The sequence below is a fragment of the Paenibacillus paludis genome (assembly GCF_042610515.1).
Classification (GTDB): domain Bacteria; phylum Bacillota; class Bacilli; order Paenibacillales; family Paenibacillaceae; genus Paenibacillus_AQ.
The window spans coordinates 94,416-115,310 of the sequence record NZ_JBGJZP010000019.1; the positions used below are offsets into that span (position 1 = coordinate 94,416).

Sequence of the window (20,895 nt, forward strand, 5' to 3'; positions counted from 1 at the left end):
TATTTGACAATCAGTTACTCTATTAATTCAATATGTGATTTCAAGTCTAGTTGTAACGAATTTACAGAATACCAATTCCTGAATCCAATTCCAATCGCAGTTAAATCGGAAAGCATATTTGTTCTGTAAACTTCTACAATAGATGTATCTTGATCAGCAACAGAAAATACATAATCTCCATTATTCTCAAGTCTCACTTGTAATATCTCAACATTCCGAACTACATTATAACTAAATATCGGATCAATAGATTTGGATAAAACAACTTTTTCATTGTTAAAGATCCCCCAAATATATGTCTCACCAAGTTTTGTTCTAAAGATAATACCCGCTTGATATGCAGACACTTTAGGTTCTTGTGCAATAGAAATCTGTACATTATATATAAAATTTTGATTAGGCTTTATATGATACATAAATTTAGGAGAATTATTGTAATCATATTCTTTATCAGTTTGAATGCAAAACTTAATAATATCTTCGTCAGACTGTATAATACCTTCTTCATTATTTTCTGCGTTCCATTTCATTTCAGGCATTTCTTTCTGTTGTATTTCCCGTAATGAATAAAGCATAATTAAAACTTCTTTTAAATAAGTTTTTAAAGAATTCTCTAGTTTTATTGCTTTTTCTGAGTTCACTTGTACACTAAATGATCGGTTTTCTGTAATTAAGCTTTTTAAATAAACTGAAATAACTGTTTTCCATTCTTTAATAAGTTGCGCAGATGTCTCCTCTATTTTTTCTATTAAGGTACTATTTACTGAAAAACGCTTAAATTGTATCACTAATTCTGCGTTAAGGACTTCCTTTGATTTAACCATTCCTAATAACTTGGTGCCAATGTATTCAGTAGTTATTCCACTGTTGTTCTCTTGGTGCTGTTCCATTGCTATAATCTCATTATTTATCGGTGCATTTAGGATCTCGTTTATACAGGTAATAAGTAATTCTGATTCTAGGGGTTCTAAATGTAAGCTTTCAATTGAAAAAAAGCATTCTGTATTATATGTTTCATGAGAGGATGTCGCCAAACTTTCTAACATTTCCGTAGTGATAACAAATTCATCATATTTATAACCTTCATTTTTCTTTTGTGCACTGTCCATAATATAATAAACCCCTGTTGTGGCATTGTACCCTTTAATTAAAAATAAATGCATCCAATCAGATACATTATAATGATGACTGTAATAAAGCGTTTTCAAGTTGCCGAAGACTAGAACTGGTCTTTGGAGATCTATTTGTTCCCTAATAATCGTATGTATATCTCTGCACAGGGGGAAATAATGTACCTTTAGACCTAAAAGACTCATAACTTCTTCAGTGTTCTTACAAAACTGGTTAAAATCAATTTTTAAATTCGAACTATGATATAACTCAAAACACTTCTGAAGAATTAGATAATAGTTTGAAAAGTAACTCCTTTTCCCCTCTGCAACAATTAATAACGTTTTTTCTAGACAATTCACCTGATCAAGTAAATAATTATCTTTGTTTGGACGAATAAAAGGTAAAATTAAAGTCATACTCATAATCTCCAATCTGATTAGAATAATGAGCCACTTCTGTTAATTAAAAACACAGTTACACAAATCTTCAACGGTTTCAAAGATTATAATATCTAAATCTTCATCATACAGTTCCTCCTATTCAATTTAGGAAATCGTTTGCACAACATTACAATAGCATACCATTTATATGACCTTATGGGAATATAATACTAGTAAAAAGCTGCTGCGAATGAAGGGATTAAGTGAAATCGCTATTTTAATGATCAGGCTGCTCAGGGAGCATGGAGACCACCAGCCTTTGGTTTGATACTTTAATTATACCGAAAAAAAAAAGACATTCTCCTCAGAAAAATGAGGAGAATGTCTTTTTGAAATCTAAATGGATTTTTTCAGTGGTCTCCCCTTTGGGCGGAGGTTTTGCTCATTAGAGCTGTTTACTTGTTTGCCAAGAAAGCATCAATTTGAGCTTGCAGTTCAGCTTGGATTTTATCAATGCCAGCCGATTTCAGTTGCTTGTTCAGCTCTGCAAGGCCTTTGTCGATATCATCAATTACGCCGTACTCAAGCGGAACCGCATAGCGGAGCATCACATTGCCTATGTTGGCGATTTGCGTTTTCACTTTGCTGTTGTCGAATACAAACGTTTCAAGCGGATAATGGTAGACTTCTTTTGCTTCCCAGCCATTCACCAGATCGGAAATTTCTTGCGGGAAGGCTTCATTGTCACGGTTGAGCGGCGAGTTGAAGCTCCAGTTCGAGAAGCCGGTAAAGTTGGCATTTTTAGCGGTTGCTTTATATTTGTCGTCGCCCACCGCTTCATAGTGTACACCGCTTACGCCGTACATCATCAGATCATGCAGTTCTTTATCATTTTGCATCAGATCGATTAACATCAGGGAACGTTCCGGATTCTCGGAAGTTGCATGGACCGACGTACCGTTTTGTGTAGAAATAGCTACCGATTTTTTCTTGCCTTGGTTGATGTCGGCCAGTGCTACTTCATAAGGAGAATTTTCTTGGCGCATTAAAGCCATGAGGGCTCCAAGCGTTCCGTTGTTGTGCGTAATCGATGCCGTTTTGCCTGCTTTAAAATCCGCCTGATGATCGTTTTTGCTGTTCAGAACGTTCTTCGACCATGCATTGTTATCGGCAAGGTCCTTGTAATACACGAGCAGATCTTTGAACTCTTGCGTTTCATATACGTTAAAGATTTGCCCTTTTTCATCCGTCAATTTAAAGGCAAACGGAAGGTCGAGATCAAACATATTCCATTCATTTTGCTGCTTCAGCAAGACGCGGTCCAAATTATGAAATTTCCAGTCCCCTGTTTCCGGAGTGAAAGGCGATACGCCCTTCTCGTTTTGTGCTATCGCTTTCAAATAAGTAGCATAGGTTTCCGGGCTGTTGATTTCTGGCAGATTGTGTTTCTTACGCAAATCTTCACGATACAGAATCAGCTTTTCGACCGACTCCCCTCTGTTTTGCGGAACCATGTACAGTTTTCCGTTTACTTTCGCCTGATCCCAGCTCACATCAGACATGGCAGCCATCGTTTGCGGCATATATTTGGTCAGCAGCTCATCGGTCAATTCCAGGAAGCCGCCTTTCAGCGCCTGATCATTGTAGCCGGCCCAGTTTGCTGAATAGATGAGGTCAAAATCTTCATCTGCCGCCAGCTTCAGTGGATACTTTTGCGCCCAGTCAGACCAGTCCAGGAATTCACCTTCGACCGTGGCATTAATTTTTTCTTTCAGCTTTTTATTAATTTCAGCAAAAACGATATCATAGTCTACAGGTTTGGGACCCACAAAAATCATTTTCAGCTTCACTTCTTTGGAGGTATCAATGGCGCCTGAGGTGTCTGAGCCGCCTGTCGTATCGCTGCCTGGCTCTGCTGACTCTGATGCATTGTTAGTAGCCTGAGCAGGTGCATTGGCATTGTTCTTTCCGCCGCCGCATGCACTCAAAATCATTACGAAGGTTAAAACGAGCGCCAACATGATCAATCTATTTTTCTTCAGCATTTCAAACCTTCCCCCTTAAATATATTGATTAACCGGGTTTCCCCGGGTTCACCCTTTCACAGCGCCAATCGTCAAGCCTTGGACGAAGTACTTCTGTACGAATGGATAAGCTAGCAGAATTGGACCGGTTGCTACAACCGTCATCGCCATCTTCAAGCTTTCGGTCGGAATCGAAGTAGTTACGACGGCTCCCGCACCCATCATAGCTTTTCGCATGCCATCCATATTGCCAAGCATTTTATATAAATAATATTGGAGCGGCATCAGGTTTTCATTGGATATAAATAGCAGCGCGTTGTACCAGTCGTTCCAATAGGCAAGTGCAAGGAACAATCCGATTGTGGCAAGCGCCGGTTTAGAGAGCGGCAGGATTAGACGAGCATAGATCTTGAAGTCGCCTGCGCCGTCAATTTTGGCCGATTCTACAATCGCTTCCGGAATGCTGCCCATAAAGGACTTCATGACAATGATATAGAAGACGTTGAGCATCATTGGAATCACTAAGGCCGCCAGAGTATCCTTCATATCCAGGTAGTTGACCATAAGCAGATACCACGGGACCAGCCCGCCACTAAACAAAGTCGTAAAGAAGAAGAAGAAGGAAAACTTGTTGCGCCACTTAAAATCTTTTCTGGACAGCGCGTAAGCGGTCATCGAGGTCAGAAATAAGCCCACCAGCGTGCCAATTATCGTAACAGCTATTGTCACCAAGTAGGCCTGAATCATTTGCTCGGGATACTTAAACAAAATACTGTAGGCTTCCGTAGAAAATGCAGTCGGTATAAATTGATAGCCTTCCGTTATGATTTTATTTTCTTCCGTAAAGGATGACGATACGACAAGCACAAAGGGAAAAATACATAAAATCGCGAGAAAAATCAGGGATACATAACCAATACCTGAGAATATTTTACGATCGAGCTGCTTCATATCGTTACCTCCATTTTGAAAAACTAAACTCCTTATGCGCTTAGAACAGGGCGCGGTCTTTGTCGTATTTACGGACAGCAAAGTTCACAGTCATGATCGTCACGAATCCAAGAACGGATTGGAAAACGCCAGCCGCAGCCGACATGCCGATGTCATTCGAAGTAATCAGCGATCTGAAAACGAAAGTGTCGATAACATCTGTCGAAGAGAACAACAAACCGTTGTTGCCGATCATGTTATAGAACATCCCGAAGTCACCGCGGAAGATATTCCCGACCGCCAGCAGCACCAGAATAATAATCGTCGGATAAAGATTGGGAATCGTCACTTTCATGATCCGCTGAAAAATATTGGCACCATCGATTTCAGCCGCTTCGTACATCTCGGTATCTATGCCCGTAATCGCGGCCAGGTACATCACCGTTCCGTATCCAAGACCTTTCCAGGCGGAAACGAGAACCAGGATATACGGCCAATAGGAAGGTGTATTGTAAATATCGACAGGCTCCAGTCCTAAGCCTCTAAGCAGAGCATTCACAGTGCCGATATCATAGTTGAGCAGGTTATAGGCAATCGCCCCGACAACGACCCATGAGATAAAGTAAGGAAGAAACAGCGCCGATTGTGTAATTTTCCGGAACCATTTGCCGCCGACCTCAAACAACATGATTGCTGCAAATATTTGCAACGAGTTGTTCACGATAATAAACGCAATGTTGTACAATGCTGTATTTCGTGTGACCCGCCAGGCATCTCCCGATTCAAAGAAAAAGCGGAAGTTGTCGAGTCCGTTCCAGGCACTCCCAAAAATACCTCCGGCGTAATCATAATGCTTGAAGGCAATAATGATGCCTGCCATCGGGATATAGGCAAACAGGAGGAAAAATGCAACCGCTGGTGCCAGCATCAATAAGAGAACCCTATAGTTTTTCAAATCGCTCCAAAATGTATGCCCTTTCATCTTTGCACCCCTCTCTTCTCTATATCTCTGATTATAATAGGGCGGGTGCGGTGACATAATTCAGCGAAACAACTAAACTTAATACTAATTCAACGATTCGACAAAAAATAAGCCCTGTCCCGTCCGGAACAAGAGCCTCACGAATAGATTCAAATTTTGTTTCTCTTCCGGTACTCGCCGGGGGACATGCCCATGTACTGCTTGAACTGCCTATTGAAATAAATAATATTTTTATATCCGGCCTGTTCTGCAATTTCATATATTTTCTTCGTCGGATCTCCGAGCAGCTCGCATACCCGCTTCATTCGCAATTCACTCAGGAAATCGCTGAATAGACTGTTGGTTTCGACTTTAAACAGATGACCCAGATAGTTGGGCGTAAAATCGAAATGAGCGGCAACTTCGTTCAGCGTTACTTTTTGCTCCAATCTTCCTTTCACATATTCCGTGATTTCATCAATTAGCTTCCGCTTTTGTCTTTGCCGCTTCAAATACAGCAGCTCCGACAGTTCAAAGAACCTTCTTCTCAGCCACGAAAGGATATCATGCACCGTTTCGAACTGAAAGAGCACAAAAGGATGATGGGAATCCCAATTCAAAATCTCGTACAAATGCTCATCCATTTGCCGCAGATCGGCATGAAGCTTGGAGGTAATCCGAATGATGATGTCGTAAATATCGTTTTTCTGGGAGATCGGGCTGTCTCCGGCAAACAGCTGCAGCAAGCAATCGTCAATGGTTGTAAGGTCGTAGTCGAGCATAGCTTTAAGCATCCGGTCAACAATAACCTCTACATCCGCAGCGATCTTTTCCTTTGGGTGCCACTCGGAGGCGTCTTGGATGAGCCTGTTTTTGCCGACAATCCATTTGATGCTTAAAGCGGCCTGAGCCTGCCGGTAGGACTTATGCAGCTTGTCGAGTTTGGTTGTGTACATCCCCCGGCCGATGGTAATGGAAAAGGAAAATTCCTGATAGAACGCCCGAATCAGCTCTTCCATCAAAGCGGTGAAATATTGTTCCTGAACTGCAGCCAAGATCACAAAGTGATAGTCATAGGTGGTGATGACCATGCCTAAATTTTGATCGTGAGCGAACTTCCGGATGAAATGATTGGCGCTGCTGCTCCATACACTCCGCTTCTCTTCAGTCCATGACTCTATTTTCCACGCCATGTCGTCGATCTCAACGATGGCTACCGCGGACGCATCTTGTAAATAGGGCACTAGGAAACTCTGAATATGCGTCTCGACCTGACCCGGAGTGGCCTCGTTAAACCAGCGCAGCAACAGTTCCTGATTCACAAGCGTCAGTGTCTCCGACAAGGAAATATGCTGCTTCCGCTCTTTCTCAATCTTGGCGCAGAGTCCGCTCAGCATATGGTTTAGCTCGTCGTCATCGACGGGCTTAAGCAAATAACCGGATGCGCTCAATTGAATCGCTTCTTTGGCATAGCTGAAATCCTGATGTCCGCTAATAAAAACAATATGGACCTCGGGGTTGATCTCCTTCGCTTTCCGCGCAAATTCCATTCCTGACATGATGGGCATACGGATATCGGAGAGAATGATGTCAACAGGATACTGCTCCATCATTTTGAGAGCGGCAAACCCGCTCGCGGCCGTTCTAACATTATGCAAAGGCAAATGCTCATTGCCCACCACACGCCGTCTGAGCCATTCCAAATCGACCACTTCGTCATCCACCAGCAGAACGTTAATCTCCATCGCCATATCCCCCTACTCCCCCAAATCTTCCCGGATTTCCGCATTATCGACCGGTAAAATAATTTGAACTGTCGTTCCCGCCCCAAAATGGCTGCCAATCTGAATGCCGAAATCATTACCGTATCTCAGTTTGATTCGTTCTTCCACGTTTCTCAGACCATAGCTGTCAGAATGAAGCGGGTTCGACCGCATTGTTCTAAGGGTATCCGGCCGCATACCGATCCCGTTATCAATGACCTTAAGTTCAATCCGGTCGCCAAGCCGCTTTCCGGTAATACGGATCGCAATCGTCTCACCGAACCAGGCGTGCTTGAATATGTTCTCGACAAACGGCTGCAAAATCAGCTTAATAATGGGAATCTGTAAAATCTCCGGATCGATATCATAATAAACCTTGAAGGCATCCGCATACTTTACTCTCTGGATTTCAAGATAGGTCCTTACCTGCTCCAACTCTTTTTCCAGAGAGATATACACATGCCCTTCGTTTAAGGTGAGCCGATAAAATTTGGAAAGGCCTTGTACCATCCTCGTAACCTTCTCAACTTCCCCCAAATTGGCCAAACTGCCAATCGTCGACAGTGTATTGTACAAGAAATGCGGACTGATTTGGGCTTGCAGCACATCCAGCTCAGCTTGTTTTTTCTGGATGCCCTGCTCGTAGACGTCGCGGATCAGTTCCTGGATGCTCGTGGCCATTTGATTAAAGCTATTGGCAATGTAGACAAATTCATCGTTTCCTGAAAACCCGATTCTTTTGTAAAAATTCCCTTCCTGAAACGACTGGACCAAATATACGATCCGTTTAATTTTTTTGCCGGAGATTCGGGCAACCAGGAAACCGATAACAGCCATAACCAAAAAGCTGATGGAACAGACGGTGCCAATCACCTTCTGCATTCTGCTCGCGTCTTTGTTCAAATAAGTGTGCGGTACCCTTGCCTCGATGGCATATCCCGGTATCGGAACATCTTCGCTAATAATCAAATAAGAATCTTGCTTCGCATGTTCATCTACAATACCCTGTTCATATATAGTCGATCCTTGCATCCTGTCAATCAAACGAAGGTCAAGCCCCTGTTCAATCGGAAAGGTATCGAAATTGCCAAAAAGCTCGTCAATTCTCGCCGTGACACGAATATAACCGATAATGGCCGGACCATTTGATGAAACGAGCTTACGGACATACGAAATGTTGCCCAGCTCGCGATCGGTGTCTGCCTGAAGCCACAGGCTGTCTTTGCTATCCGTGACGATCGACTGAAACCACTCCGCATTTTCGATCGTCCGGTAAGGAAGAACATAATAATCGCTTCTACCGATCGGCATCGACATCTCGTCACCGGTAATTTCAAGCATCGTCTCATTCACGGTATAGAGCGTAAGTCTCAGCTTGTTCCCGTACAATTGCAGAGGGGCCTTCATATAAGGAACGATATCGTCTCTCATCTTAAGCATGTTATCCAAAGGCTCCCCCCTAAACTGAAGGGCATTCTGAAAGTTCGAATTGAGAAACAGCGAATTACTCATTCGTTTGATTTCATCCGTCTGGTATTCGATGTTGTTCCTTGTCTGCTTCAAAGCGGTCCTGATATTCGTTTCCGCCATCTCTGTCCTGGATTGAATGAGCATCGTATATGCGATATAGCCGACCAGTACATCTGTCAGCAATACAAGAATGAGATACGGAATCATCATCTTGTAGGTGAACGGAATATACTTTTTCCTGAACCAGAACCTCTCCATGGGCATGCTCCCTTGTAACCGTGTCAATGGAATACCTTCATTTTTATCTATTCTACAATGAAATGAAAGCGGTTACTATAGAATGCATTTGGAAATTCGACTTTTAATGACAAAAAGGCCTGCATTTAAGACCCCCCGAACAATAAAAGCTCGCAGCAGCTGTAATCAGCACCCTCTCCATGGTGTGTATTTCTACCATAGCCGGAATGATGAAAAACAGGCTGTGCGAGCTTCAACTCCATACCTTTCTACCTATTCAGAAGAGGCAACGTTGGCTTGTTCATTCATGAACATGAACCAAACCTTGTTTTAAGCGGTCCAGCTGCAGAAGATGATGACGGTAATGCATTTCAACAAGCAGAAACCATTCCTCTGCGCACAGTCCACCGAATCGCGGATGAGGCACTGTATTTTGTTTGGACGCTTGTTCAAGGGTAGGTTCAATCTCCTTCATTCTCTGGTTGACCATGTGCAGCCCTTGAATTAGCTGCTCTTTGCTTTCCGGCTGCTGCGGCGTATATTGGGGAGAAGGCGGAACCTGAACACGAACGGGCGGGAAACTTCCTTGAGCGAATATAGCCGCACCTGCTTCGGTTTTTCCCGCTTGAGATACCAGGGAATCTTCGCTTGGCACCAGGCATTGATCTACATTGCGAAGCTGCATATACAGCGCCGAGTTAATAAGATGTTGAACCATCTGTCCGATAGACCACTCGTTGTCGCTTGGCTTTTGCTTCAGCTGCTCCATACTGAATGGATCCAGTTCATCAATATAATGTGCCACAGTTTCCTCAAAACGTTGTAAGGCTTCCTTAGTTGTAACCATCATGTATTAGCTCCTTTAATCATCTTTTGTTCTAAGTATACTAAAACGCTACTGACACCCTTATGTCAGTAGCGTTTCAACATGTTCTCCAGTTCGTCTCTAACCCGATTCCGGAAGGATTCCGGCTCCAGTACAACCACTCCGGCTCCCCAGCCGAGCACGGATTGCAGCAGTTCCTCCGCCTGCCTAACACGAAAGGTTACCAGCAAGCCTTCCGGTTGATCCTCTATCGTATCTATATAGAAGTTGTTCGACTCCCTTACCTTATCGGCAATGTCAGGCTGGACCCGGATGCGCACACGGATGTTGCGGTCGTCTGGAGGCCGGTATGCCTCCAAATTAAAATCTGCTGGAAGCTTGAATCCAGCTTCCAGTTCAATAAGCTCCGTCATCCGGGACAACCGGAAATGACGGATGTCTTGACGCAATTCACACCACGCGATGAGTACCCATGCCCCATGAAGGAGCACAAGCCCATAAGGAGCAACCGTACGAACGCTTTGGCGGTTTCCATCGGCTTCGGCAATTTTTTTGGAATAGTGAAAGCTTATTTTTCGTTCCTCCAGGATCGCCTGACGAATCGCTTCCAGGTATGCCTTCTCTTGTATTCGTGATACATCTTCAGCGGACGTACGCAACCGAATGCTCTTACGTATCCGGGCAGCCTCACTGCGGACCGGTTCCGGGAGGATGGCTTCAATCTTTCCTCTGGAAGTACGAGACTTACGGCCATAGTGGACATCAAACCACTGCTCGATAAAATCCGTCCCGATAAGTAACGTCACAGCTTCTTCTACCGTAAAGCTGACTGGCGGCAGGAAATACCCCTCCATTAAGGAGTATCCCTGTCCTGGCGCCCCTATCACGGATACACCAGCTTCACTTAAAGCTTGAATATCCCTATAAATGGTTCTCACGCTTGTTTCAAAGGTAGCGGCCAAATCCTCGGCCCGCAGCACCTTATTACGCTGCAGCTCAAGCACTATGGCTAACAAACGATCCGTCTTATTCATGCGGCTGCACCCTCCCCCTGCTGTTTATGATTATTTGCAATATTCAAATTAGTACTGTATAGTTCTAGTTATGACAAAGGTGAAATTAATGAATCAAAAACGTGTGATTGAGGTCGCAGCAACATTATTTTTAGAAAAAGGATTTGCTTATACAAGTATGGATGAATTAGTGCGTGTAAGCAAAGTATCAAAATCTAATGTGTATTATCACTTTTCTGATAAGGAAAAATTGTTAGAAGGGGTCGTTGATTATTGGATTGAAACGTATCAGCGTGCCATTGATCAAATACTTTCTCAGAACCAATTATCAGTTGAAGATCGTGTCCAGATGTTTTTAGAGCATTTATCACAGGGAGTTCAGTCAAGAAAGTATAAGGGTAGTTGTCCATTTATTACTCTTTATATTCAAAGTCCTACACAAGCTACGCACATAAAAGAAAAAATAGGTCTCTTTTTTGCAGAATTACAAATAAAAGTATCTCTATTACTAAAACAAGGAGTAGAAAAAGGAGAGTTTAGAAGTACGATTCATATTGACGAGGTAGCGGCACTGTTTATAACGAATCTTGAAGGAGCGCTGTTTATTTCAGAAACATTGAAGGATGCAACTGTTATCACGAAAACAGCCAACCAATTTTTTAACTTGCTTCGATAAGAGAAGCATTTTTTTTACACTAAATTAGTACTGAATAGTACTAAACTGGAGAGTGGAAGATGTGAAGACAATATTTTTAACAGGTGGAACAGGCTTTATTGGGAGGCAATTAGTGAAGGAACTTCTTAAAGAGGATGTTATGATTTTTCTTTTAGTGAGGTCGAAAAGTAAAGCAACACGTACTTTTCAAGAAAAAGATATTTTAAACAAGGCAGCCCTGCACTTTATTGAAGGTGATTTGACGAAAACAGATTTAGGTTTAAGTGATGAAGATAAGGATAGAGTATTGGACACGGATGTTATTATTCATGCAGGTGGACAAATGGATATTCAAGCGACAAAGCAAGAGGCAACATCTGTATTTTTAAACGGGGCCAAGTATATCAGTGAATTCGCTAAAAGTATCCATCAATTGAAAGGCTTGCAGCAATTTATTCATGTAGTAGGATATATGAGCCCCTTTGATGATAATAATAGCAAGGTTGCGATTGATGTGTTTAAAGAAGGTCACGACTATTTGAAAATAAAAAACTCTTATGAAAGAACAAAATTTTTGGCAGATCTTTATATTCGACAGCAGGCATCCGCAATAGGATATCCGCTTTCTGTGATTAATCCACCAACTGTAGTGGGCAGTAGTAAAACAGGGAGTACAGAGCAAACAGCAGGCTTAGGCTTGCTTGTGACGAGTATGCGAAGAGGGCTGATGCCAGTTATTCCTGGAGGCAAGGGGTATAAATTACCACTGATTTCAAACGATGAGCTAGCGAAGTTTATTGTTCAGGTTTTTAAGCAGGAGCAATCGTCTATTCAAACATATACACTTGTTCAAGACAAACAGCTTGATCCGGATATATCTGAATTATTAGACGTTATGTCAGAAAGTATGAATATGGCAGCACCTAAAATCTCTGTGCCCATTCATTTCATGAAGGCCCTTATGAAAAGTGGAATAAGTAAAATAACACAAATTCCATCTGATGGACTGAACTTTATAACAAATAGAAAGTTTTCAAATGATTCATCGAAAAAAATCATGGGAGAAGATTGGTTTAATAAGACGAGTGTAATGAATTTTTTCCCAGTCGTAGTAGCGGATTTGGATTACCGCTTGATGAATCAAAATGACCAGGATAATCATGCATTTGAACGAACCTTAATCGGAAACACTGTGATTTATCAAATACAAGGAGAGGGTAAGCCATTTATTTTATTACACGGTTTAATGAGTGATGGAGAGGATTTATTTCCTCTAGGACTAGAGCTTCATGAAAAAACTGGGCAACCAGTATGGATTCCAGATCTTCCAGGTTTAGGACGTTCCCCTTTTAAACGAGAGAAAAATCTTCTGGATCTCTATTTAAATTTAGTGAAAGAGTTATTGGGAAAAGCTACTAATGGTGCACATTGGATTGGCCATTCTTTCGGAGCGGTTATTCTGCTGGAAGCATTAGTGCGAGAGTACATAGATACGAGAAATACTATTACTTTACTTCAGCCCCCTGTTGCGAAAAGAAATTCCAAATCGTTTAATGCTCCTCAATTTATGAACAAATGGGCATTGAAGTTAGCAACCGCTAATTCAATAGAACGTTATTTAATTGGTAATGGTCTGTTTGAAAATAGGGTGAACATTCCGAAACATTATATTGCAAAAGTAAGCAGCAGCTTTACTTCGCCTAGAATTTTAAATACAACTCTTCAGCTAAACCGTTTTCTATCGAAAGACTATCAGGGTGATTTCACCAAAGTACCAAGGTATGATCTTCATATTATTTGGGGAGATCATGATAGAAGCTATTCTGCTCCATTACATCTTGGTAAGGTTGATGTTGTTCCATATGGTCATCATTTTCCTCTTAGCCATCCGAGGGAGACGGCTTCCTTCATACTACGAAATTAATATGATATTTTCAAAATGGACCTGTCGGCATTTAAATTAGAGGAGTTGTCTAGTATGCTCATTTCAGTTCAACATATTCGGCACGCTACATCAATTTTAACCATAAACAGTAAACGTATACTGGTTGATCCGATGTTGAGTGAGGTCGGCGAACTTTCGCCTGTGCCTTTAACTCGAAATTATCGAAGAAACCCATTAACCCCATTGCCTGTTCCACTCCACCTTTTTGAGGATGTGGATGCCATTCTGTTAACACATCGTCACTTTGATCATTGGGATAAAAAGGCCATTTCCATTCTCAATAAAAATATACCTGTGTTTTGTCAGCCTAAAGACCAAGCTTCCGTGCGATCTGCTGGGTTCTTGAGAGCAACACCAGTCAATAATTCTTTTGAGTGGGAAGGTATTCAGATGAAACGAATTGCGGGGCAACATGCTCTAGGGCTTTCTGGCAAGTTACTCGGGCCGGTTTCCGGTTTTATCTTGAATATAATGAAAGAAGGCTCTATTTATATCGTTGGTGACTGTATTTATACACCTGCTATTGAAGCGGCTTTTCGTAAGTACAGTCCGGATATTGCAATTTTGAATACAGGGGAGGCGGAGATGATATGGGGAACCGTGATCACCATGACACGTGAAGATATCGCTCGCATAGCCCGATTGTCACCGAGGACCAAGCTCCTTGCCGTACATCTGAATACCATCAATCACTGTAAATTGAGCCGAAATCAGCTTACCAAGTTCCTGAAGGAACAACATCTGGAGGATTCCGTTTGGGTTCCTGAAGATGGAGAGGTCGTTTCTTTTTGACTCTCCTTTCCCTTTGGCAAAATTAAGAATGAGTGTATACGCCGCGAGGGCGAGAAGGTCAGCGATATGTATAAGGATCATGTAGATGTAATAATACCAATTAAAAAGGTATCCATGGGGCTATGTAACATAGCCCCATGGATACCTCTGATAAGAATCCCGCCTCTTATATCAGACCGGATTTTTGCAGCAGCCGCTTCACCGTGACTGCAACCTCTGCCCTTGATATAGGCGCTTCAGGTTCGAGCCGGTGATCGCTTCGTCCCAACACAATTCCCGCCTGCAAAATGTCGGTAATGCTTGTCGCTGCCCAGGCTGATACATGACTTGAATCCACGAAAGAACTCAGCAGTTCTTCCCCGTTATTAGTCTGAAGATTTGACTTCAGTCCTGTAATTTTTATCGCTTTGGCCAAAATAACCATCGCTTGCTCCCGCGTTATCTTCTCCAACGGACGGAAGGTTCCGTCCTCAAAGCCGTTAATCAGATTATACGAATGCGCTGTACTAATAAAGCTGCTATACCAATCGGCCGACTTCACATCCGAGAATGGAATCATACTATTATCCGTCTTCAATCCCAGTCCGCGAACGATAATCGCTGCAAATTCTGCGCGAGTAATGTCTTGGTCGGGATCAAAATCTCCATTCCCAATCCCGTTAATGATCATCCGGGATCCCATATCATTGACGGCCTCTTTCGCCCAGTGGTGCTCAACGTCCTTATAGGAAATAGGGTGCCAGATAACAGAATACGTACTGTTCGTTAAGCTGTTGATCTTCGCGTAATACGTCCCGCCATTGAGAATGACTTGTGTAGGCACATGGCGAACCGTTCCATCCGGGTCAATGACAATGGCTGTAGTCACTCGGTTAGGATCCACCCCTTCAGGAATGGCTATGGTCCGTTCCACATAAGCATTGAACTTGGCGACATCCACCGTCTCTCCGCCATATGTGGCCGTGACGGTAAAATCAATTGGAGGAGCAACCAGTTCAAATGCCCCTTTCTCCGACTCTGACTGCACAAGCTTAGCCATCTCTGCGGCAGGTGTAGCAATTTTGACCTGCACCTTAATATCCTGCAGAGAAACCTCGCTGCCAATCAGTTGAGATACAGCATCGATGTTGATTTGAATGGCCGGTAGAGTGTAAGAAGCGTTTTTCGTCTGGATGACGAGCTTCGCCTGCTGGTTCTCCATGTTTTTGATCATTTGGCCATTCAGCTCACCGATCACAATGTTGGCTTCCGCATTGACCGGAACGATTACGGTCGCGCCCCTGCCTTCCGCCGCCAGTTTATCCTCCAGTTTTTTCTGGTCGATCGTCACGGTAATCACTTTCAAATCGCCGATCTGACTTGTCACTGCGATGCCCGCCCGCTCAGCAACACCGTTAACCAACACGTCAACACCCGTATTTGGGGCAGAAGTGGCAGTAGGTACAGACGGTGCTGTTTCAGTTGGTGCAGACGTTGATGGAGCTGGCTCTACAACGGTCACTTTAGCGGTGGAGCTCGTTACCGATGCCGTTTTCTCGCCTGACTTGCTGTTATCTGTGTTGGTCACCACAACGTAGTAGTAGGTTGTGCCTACAGCACTCGTTGGCGCGGTGAACGCCGCGCTCGTTTCGCCCGTCAGCGGCGTGCCGCCTGTCGTGCTGTTCTCCGTATTGCTGTACCATTGATAGCTCAGCGTGCCGTCCGCTATCGCCGTAACGCTTAGATCGGCTATGCCGCCTACGCTCACTGTCCGGTCTTCTAGTTGGGCCGAAATCGCCGGAGCTTCGGCGTTCGTCAGAGAGTTGACAGCCACTTTAGCCACGTTGCTCGTTGCCGACGCCGTTCTCTCGCCAGTCTTGCTGTTGTCTGTATTAGTCACTACGACGTAGTAATAGGTTGTGCCTTCAACATTCGTTGGCGCGGAGAATGTCGCGTGCGTCTCGTCAGTAAGCGACGTGCCGCCTGTCGTGCTGTTCTCCGTATTGCTGTACCATTGATAGCTCAGCGTGCCGCTGGCTGTTGCCGTAACATTCAGATAAACGGCCTCACCCACACTTACCGTCCGGTCATCCAGTTGGGCCGAAATCACCGGGGTTTCGGCGTTCGTCAGGGAGTTGACGGTCACCTTCGCTACGGAACTCGTAGTCAAAGCCGTCTTCACACCTGTCTTACTGTTATCCGTGTTCTTTACCACGACATAGTAATAGGTTGTGCCTACCATGTTCGTCGGTGCAGAGAACGACGCGTGCGTTTCGCCCGCCAGCGGCGTGCCGCCTGTCATGCTGTTCTCCGTATTGCTGTACCATTGGTAGCTCAGCGTGCCACCAGCTGTTGCCGTAACGCTTAGATCGGCTGTGCCGCCCACGCTCACCATCCGGTCTTCCGGCTGTCCGGAGATCGCCGGGGCTTCTGCGTTTGTCAGGGAGTTGATAGTCACCTTCGCTACGGAACTCGTAGTCGATGCCGTCTTCACACCTGTCTTGCTGTTGTCTGTGTTGGTCACTACAACGTAGTAGTACAAATTGCCGACCATGTTCGTCGGCGCAGAGAACGACGCGTGCGTTTCACCCGCCAGCGGCGTGCCGTCTGCCGTGCTGTTCTCGGTATTGCTGTACCATTGGTAACTCAAAGTACCGTTTGCCGTTGCCGTAACGCTTAAATCGGCTGTGCCGCCCACGCTCACCGTCCGGTCTTCCGGCTGTCCAGAGATTGACGGTGCTTCCGCGTTCGTCAGGGAGTTAACGGTCACCTTGGCTACGGAACTCGTAGTCAAAGCCGTCTTCACACCTGTCTTGCTGTTGTCTGTGTTGGTCACTACAACGTAGTAGTACAAATTGCCGACCATGTTCGTCGGCGCAGAGAACGACGCATGCGTTTCGCCCGCCAGCGGCGTGCCGTCTGCCGTGCTGTTCTCAGTATTGCTGTACCACTGGTAGCTCAGCGTGCCACCAGCTGTTGCCGTAACGCTTAGGTCGGCTATGCCGCCTAAGTCCACCGTCCGGTCTCCCGGCTGCCCGGAGATCGCCGGGGCTTCTGCATTCGTCAGGGAGTTAACGGTCACCTTGGCTACGGAACTTGTAGTCGACGCCGTCTTCACACCTGTCTTGCTATTATCCGTGTTCTTCACCACAACATAGTAATAGGCTGTGCCGACCATGTGCGTCGGCGCAGAGAACGACGCGTGCGTTTCGCCCGCCAGTGGCGTGCCGTCTGCCGTGCTGTTCTCCGTATTGCTGTACCACTGGTAGCTCAGCGTGCCACCAGCTGTTGCCGTAACGCTTAGGTCGGCTATGCCGCCTAAGTCCACCGTCCGGTCTCCCGGCTGCCCGGAGATCGCCGGGGCTTCTGCATTCGTCAGGGAGTTAACGGTCACCTTGGCTACGGAACTTGTAGTCGACGCCGTCTTCACACCTGTCTTGCTATTATCCGTGTTCTTCACCACAACATAGTAATAGGCTGTGCCGACCATGTGCGTCGGCGCAGAGAACGACGCGTGCGTTTCGCCCGCCAGTGGCGTGCCGTCTGCCGTGCTGTTCTCCGTATTGCTGTACCACTGGTAGCTCAGCGTGCCACCAGCTGTTGCCGTAACGCTTAGGTCGGCTATGCCGCCTAAGTCCACCGTCCGGTCTCCCGGCTGCCCGGAGATCGCCGGGGCTTCTGCATTCGTTGGCTCATTGACGGTTACCTTGCCGGGAACAAAGGTTTTCTCCATTTCAACTATACGTGTATCTACAAAGGTGAAATGCTGCAGATCATTTGGATTGCTCACGGTGACAGTCTTGTCGCCTATTGACGCATTCTCCTTAATTTTGAAAGAAACAATAAACAAACTATCACCAGCTTTAACCGCATTATCGCCGCCGCTGATATCTGCCCATGCTGCTTTTAGCCAGCCTTCTTCGTCATTTTGGGTATACATGAAAAAATCGCCGGATGTTCCAACAATGTTCTCTACTTCAAGCGCAGCCGAATCATAATCAAGCTGTAACCCGTAAGCTCCAGCAGACCCCGAGGATTCCAGAACGGTCACCGGTACATCTACCGTTTCTCCTGGAATTCCGGATGCAGTTCCAATTCCAACTTTTATGGTTTCCGAAATAGGAGCCACACTCACTGTACCAGGTGTCACGCTCGTAATATTGCTCCACAAATCATCATCTTCCGTATAAGTGCCGGAGACAATTTTTACATCTGAGTTTATAGTGCCTGCCGTCTCTTTGATTTTGAAATGCATGACGAAGACCTCTTGCTTTACCGAAAGAAAAAACGATCCCCCGAAATATCCGGCATATACATTAATCGTCCCGCTAATATTTGCGTCAGCATTAAAAAACATAGAGGCTGCTTTATCTGTCACCGGATTTGCAAATACCGGTTCAAGGACATTCGGATCATAAGATAATTGCATCATATACTGCAATACTGAATAGTCTCCCGGATCCACTGTAACCGCCACATCCACCGTATCCCCCGGAGCCCCGGAGACACTGGAAACCTTGGCCGAGACCGGAGTAGCAGGAGTCGCTTGAACGATGGAACCGAAGGGAACCAGCAGCAAGCATAAGACCAGGAATAGTGAAAAGGTTTGTCTGATATAGCTTGCCGTGCCATTGATGCGGTTTATCATGATTTCGCTCCTCCCAGGTAAATCGCCATAATCTTTTGTACATCAGTGTTGTTGAGAACCCCATCGTTATTCATATCCAGGGCATTAAATTGCTCGGGTGTCAGCGTGATCTTGCCTGTCAGATATTGCGTAATCATCAGGGCATCTGCGGGAGTAATCAGTCCATCCCCATTGGCATCGCCCTTGATGATCACTTTAGCAACCACCTGCTTAACAGTGAAGGTCTTACCCGCCATATGATCCGCCGTTACGGTAACTGTTGCGTTGTAGGTTCCCAAAGGCAAACCATCAATCGCCTTAACGGTAAACGTAGTTGCAGGCGTTCCGTCGTTCAATGTAGTTGCCGCCGGTCCGGCAATCTCAAAGTTGCCTGCATCGGCTCCGCTCAAGCTCGCAGCCAAATTCGTCAAATCCCCTGTACCTGTTCTGGTAACGGTTATGGCCCCTGTTTCCTGGGTTCCCGGTGCATAGCCTGCCGTTAACCCCGCCAACGTCTGATTCCCCAGTGTGCCGATTGTATACGTCAGTGCGGTCCACTTTGCATAGAGCTTGGCATTAGCCGTCCCTATATTGAAGGTATCACTGGCTTTATAAACCGCCCCATTCCCAGCAGCGTCCATACTCCACCCCGCAAAGGTATACCCATCCCTCACAAGACCTCCATCATTGCCCAATACCGTAACTATACTGTTGTCCAGATAACGGCTGCTGTCTGTAGGTACTCCCCCTGTCGTACTTCCATTACCCTCATACGTGACGGTATAGGACCGTACATACGGACGGAGTTTCGGGTATTCCATACCCTCATTGATTAACCAGACAGAATTAAAATCCCATCCGCTAAAAGTAGCAGCACTCATCAGTTCAGCCGTTGTCTTCGGCTCACCCATTCCATTGTCGATTTGTCCGGCGATGTCCGAGTTATAGTAACTGCCGGTGACCTTTTTCCAGCCGTCCATACCCACCAGAGGGCCATTGCTGCCGTTTCCGTTCCCTGATACTTGTCCGGCCGCGTAGCTGTTTTTAATTTCGCCTGAATTACTCCCTACCAGGCCGCCAAAAAGCGTGCTGGTAGCGTTCCCTGTGATCTGAACATTTGCATAACTATTGATAATTTTTCCAGAGTCAAATCTGCCTACCAAACCGCCGGCATACGGAAAACTGCCTCCTTCAACGGTGATATGGCCGCTGGCATAACTCTTCTCAATAATTCCTCCCCCAGCCCCTAGCAGGCCGCCAACGTGAGTACCGTCCTTAGAGAATACATCGCCTGTTGCATAACTGTATTCAATAAGGTTTGAGTTACTGCTGCCAATTAGGCCGCCAAGATAAAAACTATTGTTGTTTGTTCCCCTTACATCGCCGCTGGCGTGGCTGTTCGTGACGTTGCCTCCCCAGTCAAGGTACCCGATCAAACCGCCAATATTAGCTCCGGTTCCTGTCACGTTACCACTGGCAGCGTTGTCAGTCATAGGCGCCCAACTGGCGTACTGTCCAATCAGACCGCCCAGGTTGGCATATCCTTGGACCGTTACATTTGCAGAGCTTCCGTTCACGACAGCTGAATTTTCAGATTTCCCTACCAGACCGCCGACATGACGATAGCCCGTCATCGTACCGCTAGCGCTGCTATTCTCCACCTTGCCATAATTGATATATCCCACTAAACTTCCGGTATAGTCATACCCGATTATATTTACGCCTGACAAATGAACATTGCGAATCTGCCCGACTGTACTTACATAACCGAATAATCCGATGTAGGATTCAGCAGGCCTAATAATAGTTAAACCTGTAATCGTATAGCCGTTCCCGTCAAAGCCGCCTCTGAAGTTGCTGTTGTTATTCCCGATCGGTATCCAGTTTCCATAACTGCTTAGATTGATATCACTACCAAGCTTATAATAAGAACTCAAGCCGTTACGTACATTGTTAAGCTGTGTCGCCGTCGTAATGATATACGGATCAGCCGCTGTCCCCGTACCTGCACCCGCTGCTTTGACTGCGCTTGGCAACCATGCCAGAGAAGACAGTATTGTCACCGTAACAAATATAACAGCGATAACAACGGATAGTTTTTTCATTATTTTTTCATTCATCTTCCAATGATCCCCTCCTTGTTGTAAAAAAAATTGTAACAATCCATTCTCACAAAACAC

General features: G+C 45.2%; 13 protein-coding genes. 3 read left to right on the plus strand and 10 right to left on the minus strand.

Translation table 11 applies throughout. The annotated features are described in order from the left end of the window. Positions 1-14: 14 nt before the first annotated feature. The 8 genes from ACAN56_RS27530 to ACAN56_RS27565 all read right to left on the minus strand — a co-directional run bounded on the left by ACAN56_RS27530 (position 15) and on the right by ACAN56_RS27565 (position 10,738). Positions 15-1,529 carry a hypothetical protein gene (locus tag ACAN56_RS27530; protein ID WP_379146819.1) on the minus strand — a complete coding sequence of 505 codons (1,515 nt, stop codon included), beginning with the start codon at positions 1,527-1,529 and terminating at the stop codon, positions 15-17. Positions 1,530-1,948: 419 nt separating this feature from the next. Continuing rightward, positions 1,949-3,538, minus strand: a complete 1,590-nt coding sequence (locus tag ACAN56_RS27535) for an ABC transporter substrate-binding protein (RefSeq protein WP_379146821.1) — start codon at positions 3,536-3,538, stop codon at positions 1,949-1,951. 48 nt (positions 3,539-3,586) lie between these two features. Then, a complete protein-coding gene (locus tag ACAN56_RS27540) occupies positions 3,587-4,468 on the minus strand; it encodes a carbohydrate ABC transporter permease (RefSeq protein WP_342437708.1) in 882 nt (293 codons plus the stop codon). Positions 4,469-4,508: 40 nt separating this feature from the next. Next, positions 4,509-5,429, minus strand: coding sequence for an ABC transporter permease (locus ACAN56_RS27545; protein WP_038598029.1), 921 nt, complete (start codon positions 5,427-5,429; stop codon positions 4,509-4,511). Between the two features lie 149 nt (positions 5,430-5,578). Next, positions 5,579-7,153: a response regulator gene (locus ACAN56_RS27550; RefSeq protein ID WP_379146825.1), complete on the minus strand. Its 1,575-nt coding sequence runs from the start codon at positions 7,151-7,153 to the stop codon at positions 5,579-5,581. Positions 7,154-7,165: 12 nt separating this feature from the next. Continuing rightward, entirely contained in the window at positions 7,166-8,899 is a 1,734-nt protein-coding gene (locus tag ACAN56_RS27555) for a cache domain-containing sensor histidine kinase (protein ID WP_379146828.1), read from the minus strand. Between the two features lie 280 nt (positions 8,900-9,179). After that, positions 9,180-9,725 carry a DinB family protein gene (locus ACAN56_RS27560; protein ID WP_379146909.1) on the minus strand — a complete coding sequence of 182 codons (546 nt, stop codon included), beginning with the start codon at positions 9,723-9,725 and terminating at the stop codon, positions 9,180-9,182. Between the two features lie 65 nt (positions 9,726-9,790). Then, complete coding sequence (locus ACAN56_RS27565; protein ID WP_038598035.1) at positions 9,791-10,738, minus strand: helix-turn-helix transcriptional regulator; 948 nt, start codon at positions 10,736-10,738, stop codon at positions 9,791-9,793. A gap of 88 nt (positions 10,739-10,826) precedes the next feature. Between ACAN56_RS27565 and ACAN56_RS27570 the strand changes: the two genes are divergently transcribed. The 3 genes from ACAN56_RS27570 (at position 10,827) to ACAN56_RS27580 (ending at position 14,109) form a co-directional block, all read left to right on the plus strand. Beyond that, positions 10,827-11,393, plus strand: coding sequence for a TetR/AcrR family transcriptional regulator (locus ACAN56_RS27570; protein ID WP_038598037.1), 567 nt, complete (start codon positions 10,827-10,829; stop codon positions 11,391-11,393). 61 nt (positions 11,394-11,454) lie between these two features. Then, positions 11,455-13,296, plus strand: coding sequence for an alpha/beta fold hydrolase (locus ACAN56_RS27575; RefSeq protein WP_038598038.1), 1,842 nt, complete (start codon positions 11,455-11,457; stop codon positions 13,294-13,296). 54 nt (positions 13,297-13,350) lie between these two features. Continuing rightward, entirely contained in the window at positions 13,351-14,109 is a 759-nt protein-coding gene (locus ACAN56_RS27580; protein WP_379146832.1) for an MBL fold metallo-hydrolase, read from the plus strand. Positions 14,110-14,275: 166 nt separating this feature from the next. Here the strand turns inward: ACAN56_RS27580 and ACAN56_RS27585 are convergent, their stop codons facing one another. After that, a complete protein-coding gene (locus tag ACAN56_RS27585; protein WP_379146833.1) occupies positions 14,276-18,736 on the minus strand; it encodes an S-layer homology domain-containing protein in 4,461 nt (1,486 codons plus the stop codon). After that, positions 18,733-20,835: a GLUG motif-containing protein gene (locus ACAN56_RS27590; protein ID WP_379146836.1), complete on the minus strand. Its 2,103-nt coding sequence runs from the start codon at positions 20,833-20,835 to the stop codon at positions 18,733-18,735. Before ACAN56_RS27590 ends, ACAN56_RS27585 begins: the two co-directional genes overlap by 4 nt. Between the last annotated feature and the right edge of the window lie 60 nt (positions 20,836-20,895).

Bases quoted from the DNA above. Each gene is read 5' to 3' on its own strand.
- ACAN56_RS27590 (WP_379146836.1), bottom strand. From the start codon at position 20,835: ATGAATGAAAAAATAATGAAAAAACTATCCGTTGTTATCGCTGTTATA.
- ACAN56_RS27580 (WP_379146832.1), top strand. From the start codon at position 13,351: ATGCTCATTTCAGTTCAACATATTCGGCACGCTACATCAATTTTAACC.
- ACAN56_RS27585 (WP_379146833.1), bottom strand. From the start codon at position 18,736: ATGATAAACCGCATCAATGGCACGGCAAGCTATATCAGACAAACCTTT.
- ACAN56_RS27530 (WP_379146819.1), bottom strand. From the start codon at position 1,529: ATGACTTTAATTTTACCTTTTATTCGTCCAAACAAAGATAATTATTTA.
- ACAN56_RS27545 (WP_038598029.1), bottom strand. From the start codon at position 5,429: ATGAAAGGGCATACATTTTGGAGCGATTTGAAAAACTATAGGGTTCTC.
- ACAN56_RS27555 (WP_379146828.1), bottom strand. From the start codon at position 8,899: ATGGAGAGGTTCTGGTTCAGGAAAAAGTATATTCCGTTCACCTACAAG.
- ACAN56_RS27560 (WP_379146909.1), bottom strand. From the start codon at position 9,725: ATGGTTACAACTAAGGAAGCCTTACAACGTTTTGAGGAAACTGTGGCA.
- ACAN56_RS27535 (WP_379146821.1), bottom strand. From the start codon at position 3,538: ATGCTGAAGAAAAATAGATTGATCATGTTGGCGCTCGTTTTAACCTTC.
- ACAN56_RS27565 (WP_038598035.1), bottom strand. From the start codon at position 10,738: ATGAATAAGACGGATCGTTTGTTAGCCATAGTGCTTGAGCTGCAGCGT.
- ACAN56_RS27540 (WP_342437708.1), bottom strand. From the start codon at position 4,468: ATGAAGCAGCTCGATCGTAAAATATTCTCAGGTATTGGTTATGTATCC.
- ACAN56_RS27570 (WP_038598037.1), top strand. From the start codon at position 10,827: ATGAATCAAAAACGTGTGATTGAGGTCGCAGCAACATTATTTTTAGAA.
- ACAN56_RS27550 (WP_379146825.1), bottom strand. From the start codon at position 7,153: ATGGAGATTAACGTTCTGCTGGTGGATGACGAAGTGGTCGATTTGGAA.